The sequence below is a fragment of the Bacillus sp. 05T31 genome, from assembly GCF_056396725.1.
Genome location: NZ_JBFTMA010000494.1, coordinates 1 through 3379, shown reverse-complemented (window position 1 = coordinate 3379; position 3379 = coordinate 1). Strand labels below are relative to the sequence as shown.

Here is a 3379-nt window from a genome sequence, read left to right as displayed (position 1 = left end):
GCTATACTCATTCTATCCGTCATAACAGAAAAAACGTTCCACAATCTAGGATAAAGGTTCTTGGCCAGAAACTCAACTAAAATTTGTCGAAATAAGAAGTAAAAAGATGAAAGAGCATCTTTTTACTTCTTTATTGCGCTTTTTATACTGGCAGAATATAATAAACAACAGAAAAAGGGAGGAATTACAATGAAAAAAATTGAGGTTTATACACAACCTGATTGTCCGCCTTGTACCATTGTAAAAGAATTTTTAAAACATAATAACGTTGTATATGAAGAATTTGACATAAAAAAAGACGCTGCTGCACGCAATCGTCTTTTATATGACTATGAATCCTATTCAACTCCAACAGTTGTAATTGACGAAGAAGTTGTGGCAGGTTTTCAAATTGAAAAATTACAACAGCTACTCGGTATAGAATAGGAATAGGCGACACCTATTCCTATTCTCATAATTGTTGTAACCTTTTTATTTCAGTCAACAGTTCCTGACTTTCATGATACCCTGCTAATTTCCATTTTCCATTATCCTTTTGCAATGTCACAATTTGATATTGTCCACTCTTTGTCCGCTCATAGACATATAAATTTTTATGTTCTTCATCATAAGACATTTTTGTTTCTGAATTAAAAGAAAATGGAGCTTCTTTTGCTGGAAGTAAATATTCACCACTTTGTTTTTCATTTCTACTGTTTTCATCTGTAAAAACTTGAAGGAAATTATTTGTAAAATATGGTGATAACGTCTCTATCATCTTATTCGTAGGTATTTGCTTCCCGCGGATTGAAAATTGCGTCTCATAACCTTTTTGTATCGTTGTAAACACTTCTTTCMGATCCACYTTCACTTCTTCTTTTCCTAARACAGTTGTGACACTATAKCCAACTAGAAAGGCAACACATATAAATAGAACAAACCATATTCCATATTTCTTCATTTTTTCACCTTCCTTTTAAAAGAGCTTGTCTTTGTAGTATTCATTGTAACAATGATTATGCAAAGAAAGGGATGATTTCGTTCGTAAAATCTTTACAACGATAGACAGCATTTTCATCATCATTTTCACTATTACCAATTTATGATAAAAACAAACAAAAAATACACGAATYTCTTCGTGCATTAAAATAAAACATCTTCTTCATATAAATATTCGTACGATAAATCTATAAATAAAAAGTTTTCATCATCAATCGGGAATGAAAATGTTCGTACCATTTCACCAGTTTCGATATCAGCATATAAATCTGAAAGTCTTGCCTTATTCTCAAAACGCATTTTCATTATATTTTCTAGAAAATACGGGCGCCAGCTCCAGTTCTTCATATAATACTCTGGCATAATGATCCATCCACCATCTTTTTTCATAAYATTACCCGATTGTTGAAAACCATCTTCATTACAAATAAATATCCGAAAACTATATTGTGATATGCTTTGGCTAAATTGTAATAACCAATCATTTATATCTTCATTCTTTTTTTGTTTTGACAGAACATCACCAATTCGATCACGTAACATCTCTGTTAAATTATAAATTTTTTGCAACTTCTTCTTCTCATGCAGAATAAATTGATGACATTCATTACCAAGTCGCTCTTTTAAAACATTCGTTTCAATAAAATCAGGTAAACATTCTTTCAAATAATTACCTTGATAATATCTACCACCGTTTTTCCAAGCATATTGTAGTTGATAAAAAGCATCAATTTCTTCATATAACAATGTCGCACCAATTCTTCTAGCAAGTAAAGATAAGGAATATAAAATATCTTGATAAGATTGTAAAAGTGCAGTTTGCCTTAAATTTGTTAAATCTACTTTTAAAATATCCGGTGCTAACACGCTAATACGCTCTAAATTACTTGTACCCGTTCCGACTTTATTAATCGAAATTTGAATACCATATGTACGATAATACATGAGTAAATGATTAAATTGTTCTATATCTTCTTTACATTCATGTTCTGTTATTTCCAGAACAATGCGTTGTAAGTTCAAACCTTGTTCTTCATACATCAGCAAAAGTTGAAGTAAACTTTCATCTTCATCATTCATTAATACATTCGCATTCCGATGTATAAATAATAATAATTTTTGATCCGTTTCTAAATACCTATTTAACGCTTTTTCTACGATGATGTTATCCGCTTCAAGTTGGAACTCACTCGGAATAGAATCATCATGGAAGAAAGATGCTAAACTTTGTATGCCCTCTTCTGTTTGAATACGTCCTACAACTTCATATCCAATTACTGTATGCTCATCAGCACTAAAAATAGCTTGATAATAAGGAAGGACTTTATCCAAGTTACTCATTACATCTAATGCATCTATCAACGTGCTTCCCTCCCTTTACTTTTCAAAAATTATAACACGATATTTACGGAAAAATAATAAAAAATCCCTTCAGTTTTCCTGAAGGGATTAGAGGGGTAAAATGCTAAGGGGAATTAGCAATTCTACTATGAAGAAAAAAGAGGTCTTAAATATAACGTATATATCCCCTCTTGTAAACACATTTCTTTTAAGTGTCACAATTTCGTCATATTTTACCACAAAGAAATGAATAAATCATTCGTTTTTTCATCCCTTTTAAAATGGATATTGATGCAAATGCTGGCCACCATCCATTGTCATACAAGTTCCATTTATGTATGCAGCTTCATCTGAACATAAATAATAAGCTAGACCCGCAATTTCTTCTGGTGTACCCATTCTACCAAGTGGAACACTTTGCAATGTACGCTTAGCCATTTCTTCTGAAATCCATAATTTATCGGCACCACCTGTACGTTCAATTGGTCCTGGTGCGATAGCGTTAACTCGTATTCCATATTTACGTCCCCACTCAACAGCAAGAGTTTTTGTCATCGCTAATACACCAGCTTTAGCTGCTGCCGAATGGATAACCCCTGGGCCTGCATCCCATGCATATGTTGCCACCATGTTAATAATATTTCCTTTTATACCTTTTTCAATCCAATATTTACCAATAGCCTGACTACAATAAAATGTACCATTTAATACAATATTAATTACCGAATTCCAGCCATTCACAGATAAGTCCTCTGCTGGACAAATAAAGTTTCCAGCTGCATTATTTATTAAAATATCAATTCGTCCAAACTTCTCATCAATATGTTCAATCATTTTTTGAATATCATCAGTATTTCGTACATCCATTTGTACGGATAATACTTGCCCTGGAAACTGTTCAATTTCTAACTTTGCTTCTTCTAGCTTTTCTTTTGTACGCCCTGTAATAACAACACGTGCCCCTTCTTTCGCAAAACGWATCGCCATCCCTTTTCCCATTCCACTTGATCCACCTGTTATAATAACTACCTTCTCTTTCACATACATCCCCTCCAAAAAA

General features: G+C 32.7%; 4 protein-coding genes. 1 reads left to right on the top strand and 3 read right to left on the bottom strand.

Annotated elements, in window-relative coordinates; translation table 11 throughout:
- Positions 1 to 189: 189 nt before the first annotated feature.
- Complete coding sequence (locus tag AC1DJR_RS22725) at positions 190 to 426, top strand: glutaredoxin domain-containing protein (protein WP_002014835.1); 237 nt, start codon at positions 190 to 192, stop codon at positions 424 to 426.
- Between the two features lie 25 nt (positions 427 to 451).
- Here AC1DJR_RS22725 and AC1DJR_RS22720 read toward each other — a convergent pair whose 3' ends face one another.
- From AC1DJR_RS22720 to fadH, 3 genes are all read right to left on the bottom strand, one after another.
- Positions 452 to 940, bottom strand: coding sequence for a DUF3993 domain-containing protein (locus tag AC1DJR_RS22720; protein ID WP_477003566.1), 489 nt, complete (start codon positions 938 to 940; stop codon positions 452 to 454).
- A gap of 182 nt (positions 941 to 1122) precedes the next feature.
- On the bottom strand, positions 1123 to 2340 hold the full coding sequence (locus AC1DJR_RS22715) for an EAL domain-containing protein (RefSeq protein WP_477003565.1): 1218 nt from the start codon (positions 2338 to 2340) through the stop codon (positions 1123 to 1125).
- 255 nt (positions 2341 to 2595) lie between these two features.
- Complete coding sequence (gene fadH / locus AC1DJR_RS22710; RefSeq protein ID WP_002128892.1) at positions 2596 to 3360, bottom strand: 2,4-dienoyl-CoA reductase; 765 nt, start codon at positions 3358 to 3360, stop codon at positions 2596 to 2598.
- Positions 3361 to 3379 lie beyond the last annotated feature (19 nt).

Bases quoted from the DNA above. Each gene is read 5' to 3' on its own strand.
- AC1DJR_RS22725 (WP_002014835.1), top strand. From the start codon at position 190: ATGAAAAAAATTGAGGTTTATACACAACCTGATTGTCCGCCTTGTACC.